This is a genomic window from Streptomyces sp. NPDC057654 (assembly GCF_042800135.1).
GTDB lineage: Bacteria > Actinomycetota > Actinomycetes > Streptomycetales > Streptomycetaceae > Streptomyces.
Window position 1 is genome coordinate 1 of sequence record NZ_JBHVHQ010000850.1, and the last position, 3,684, is coordinate 3,684.

The following is a 3,684-nucleotide window of genomic DNA, read 5'->3' on the forward strand; positions in this document are numbered from 1 at the left end:
GCACAGGGCCTTGCGAGCCGAAAGCGGATGGCAGCGTATGGACAGGGGCGTCAGGAACGCTGCACGCCAGATGCCATCGGCGGCGGAGCGGAGCTGACCTCGCGGCGGACCGCATTGCCCGCGGCCACTGCCATGCGCCACCCCATGACGCTCCGCAACGCCCTACCGGAAGACCTGCTGTTAGCCTGCGCGCATGTCAGACCTAGGACCGATCACCTGGCCGCCGGAGCCGATCAAGACCGAGAGGCTCGTGCTCCGCGAGTCCGAGGCCCAAGACCGTGCGGCGTTCATCGAGTTGCTCGCGTCGCCGGAGGTGCACGCCTACCTCGGTGGTCCGCGCCCGTATGACGAGCTTGAACGCGAGATACCCGCGGTGCCCGAGCGGTGGCCCGGGAGCTTCGTCGTCGAGCTCGATGGGGCGATGATCGGCCAGATCCTGCTCAGGAGGGCGACGGAGCACCGTCGCCCAGCCGCCGCGGGGAAGGCCGATCTCGGCTACCTGTTCCTGCCGCGAGCTTGGGGATTCGGGTACGCCGCCGAGGCGTGCGCGGCGGTACTCGACTGGTTCGACGGCATCCTGCCCGGCGAACCGGTAGTGCTCACCACCCAGAGCGCCAACATCGGCTCGATGCGCCTCGCGGCGAAGCTGGGGTTCACCGAGGTGGAGCGGTTCCAGGCTTGGGACGCCGAGCAATGGCTCGGCCTACGGCCTCCGGTCACGCCACCCGCCTGAGCCCGATCTCGCCGCTGTCCACCTGTCCGCAACGGCAACGGTGACCTCCGTTCAGAAGCGTTCCCGGCGCTTCAGCCAAGTCGTCAGGGAGAACAGTCGCCACAGCAGGCGCCAGTCCAGTTCGGAGAGGCGTTGCAGCAGCGTGCCGCGTACCACGCCCAGTTCGGCCAGCGGGCCTGTGGTGATGGTGGTGGAGAATTCGGGCCAGTTCTCGGACATCCAGTCCGAGTAGGAGAACGCGTCGTCGAAGCCGATTTTGCGGGCGGCGAACATGTCCTGCATGGGGGTTCCGTGCAGTGTGCGGTGCAGCAGGTGTTTCTTGGTGTGCGGGACGATGCGGCGGTGTACGGGCAGGGCGTAGACGCCGGCGATCAGGTCGAGGTCGAAGAAGGGGGAGCGTACTTCGACTCCGCGGGCGATGCCGTTCTCGTCCGTGGCGCGGAAGTTGTCGTAGGTCATCAGGCGGAAGAGGTCCAGTGCCTGGCCGAAGAGCACCGGGTCGCTGTTCTCGGCGAATTCGTACGGGAACGGGCGGTCCAGAGCGTCCGTGGGCCTTGCGTCGGTATGCGGGAAATCCGACGGCGTGGGCGCGCATTGCTCGGAGGGTGCCTGGGACCACTGCGCGACAAAGTTTTTCCAGTCTGCCGTGCGGCGCCATCTCTCCCACAGTGAGGCGCTCATCCATTCCAAGGTGGCGCCATGGCTCGCGTCATTCTTGAGGGCGGTGTAGCGGTCGTAGCCGCCGAAGACCTCGTCCGCGCCGTGGCCGCCGAGCAGGACGCGGGCGTAGTCGCGGGCGACGGTGTGCAGGGCGTTGTTGTGCAGGACGAGGGGTTCGGCGGCGGGCATGTCGAGGGTTTCGTCGAGGAGTGACACGGTGTCGCCCAGGGACGGGATGGTGAAGGGCACTTCGACCAGTTCGACGCCCATGACCTTGGCGACGGCGCGGGCGCGGCGCAGGTTCTCGTCGATGCCGGGGCCGCGTTCGGAGAAGAGGGTGATGGCCGCCGCGACGTCCGTGCCCTCCAGCGCCGCCTTCAGGACCACGGTCGAATCGACGCCGCCGGAGAACCCGACGGCCACCGGGCAGTCCGCCACGAGCATGCGGTGGTTCGCCTGGTCGATGAGGTGCTGGATCCCGGCCTCGCCGCCGGGGCCGCGGGACGGGTCGTACAGGTCTGATACGGGCGCCAGTCGGCGCCGCATCACGCGGTCGCCCTTGATCTGCAAGATCTCCCCGGGAGCGACGGACTTGATCTCCTGGTAAAGAGTCCGGTCACCGGTCATGCGGCCCAGTCCGACGAACGACAGGACGCTCGCCCCGTCCAGGGTGAGGCGGCCTCGGAGCGCGCTCTCCAGGCATCTGACCTCGGAGGCGAACATGAACAGGTCGGGCGTCTCGTAGTAGTACAGCGGCCGTTCACCCAGGCGGTCGCGTACGAGCGTCAGTTCGTCGCCGTCCCATACGGCCAGGGCGAACGGGCCCCGCAGCGGCTCGAAGCCGTCGGCGCCGCGCGCGGCGAACAGCTCCAGCGCCACCTGGAGGTCGCCCGGCGGCAGGCGCCGGCTCCGGTCCGCCGACAATCGCGCCGCCAACTCCCGGTAGTTGAGCACTTCGCCGTTGCCCACCATGGTGTAGGCGTCGCCGCGGTCGCGGAGGGGCTGACGCGCCTCCTTGATGGCGATGACCGCGTGCCGGGCGGAGTGCAGCGATACCAGTTCGTCGGCGTACGCGCCCTCCCCCGATCTGCCGCGATGGGTCAGCGAGGCTGCCAGTCGCTGCACCACGGCTTCGTCGTGTACGGCTGCCCCGGGCCTCTTCAGCAGGATTCCGCCGATGCCACACACAGGTGTTATCCCTTCCGGTTCCCCTGATCCACCTGATCCACCTGATCCACCTGATCCCTCCAATGCGCCTGATCCGCCTGATGCGCCTGATCCGCCTGGCTCAGCCGTCTTCCGTATCGCTGCCCGGTGCGGGCGGCAGCGGATACGAGCGTGGGCCACAGCCGTACGAGTCCGGCGAACTCCTCAATTGCCGCCGCGACTTCGAGCGGAGCCGAGTCCAGCGCCGTTTCCAGTGCCGCTACGCGGATGTCCAACCGGCCCCGTACATCACCGATGGCCGTGGCAGCCGCTTCCTTGTAGATGGCGATGTATTCGTGCGAAAGGAGCGCGGCCCGGTCTGTGCCGCGCCGCGCGGCATCAAGGAACAACTCGCCGTACGCGGGCGAGTCGAAACCGCCGTCCGCGCGCAGCAATCGCTCGCGGTTGACTTTCAGCGTTTCATTGAACGCGTTCCAGTGGAAACGGAGGATCGAATAGCGCAGCTCGGCCAGCGCGTACCAGCCCAGGTGCCGCGCGTCACGCTGTTCGGCGCGCCACTGCTCGTACACGTGCTGTGCCCGCAACTCATGGTGGAGCACGGGCAGAGCGAGCTGATAGAGCAGCCCCTTCTGGAAGTAGTCGCTGCCCAGAACGCCGACAGCCGGCATTTCGGGAATCCATTCGTACACGCGGCGCAGGGCGGCGATGCCCATTTCCACGGTGCCCGTGTCGTCGCGGTCAACCTGTACGCCGTCGCCGACCACAGTCCGCGCGGGCACCGGCGCCGGTACCGAATCCAGTCGTGACGTTCCAGGCGGCAGCTTGCTGAGGTCGTCGATCCGGCGCACGAAATCCGGCGAGTGATACAGGAGGTCGCGCCGGTCGCGAGTCGGCTCCCCCGTCAGCGACGAACCGACGCAGTACGGTTCTGTTTCCGGCCGCGCCGCCGCACCGGGGGAAAGCAGCCGGCTCTCTACATGCAGGGGAGACCAGCCCGTTCGCGGGTCCACGCCCGTGATCTGGTCGCTGTCGCGGCGGTGCAGGGAGACGGCGCCGGTGAATGCCGCGATCAGGGCCGCCTTGTTGGGCCCGGCTCCGTACGAACCGCTCGGCTTGACCAGGGC

3 protein-coding genes are annotated in these 3,684 nt (G+C 68.1%); 1 reads left to right on the forward strand and 2 read right to left on the reverse strand.

What is annotated here, in order from left to right; translation table 11 throughout:
* The first annotated feature begins 193 nt into the window (after positions 1–193).
* Complete coding sequence (locus ACFU99_RS37100; RefSeq protein WP_384401102.1) at positions 194–733, forward strand: GNAT family N-acetyltransferase; 540 nt, start codon at positions 194–196, stop codon at positions 731–733.
* 51 nt (positions 734–784) lie between these two features.
* Here the strand turns inward: ACFU99_RS37100 and ACFU99_RS37105 are convergent, their stop codons facing one another.
* Together ACFU99_RS37105 and ACFU99_RS37110 are read right to left on the reverse strand one after the other, a co-directional pair.
* Positions 785–2,518 carry an asparagine synthetase B family protein gene (locus ACFU99_RS37105; protein ID WP_384401105.1) on the reverse strand — a complete coding sequence of 578 codons (1,734 nt, stop codon included), beginning with the start codon at positions 2,516–2,518 and terminating at the stop codon, positions 785–787.
* A gap of 68 nt (positions 2,519–2,586) precedes the next feature.
* On the reverse strand, positions 2,587–3,684 hold a 1,098-nt coding region (locus ACFU99_RS37110; RefSeq protein WP_384401108.1), incomplete at its 5' end, for a DUF6271 family protein.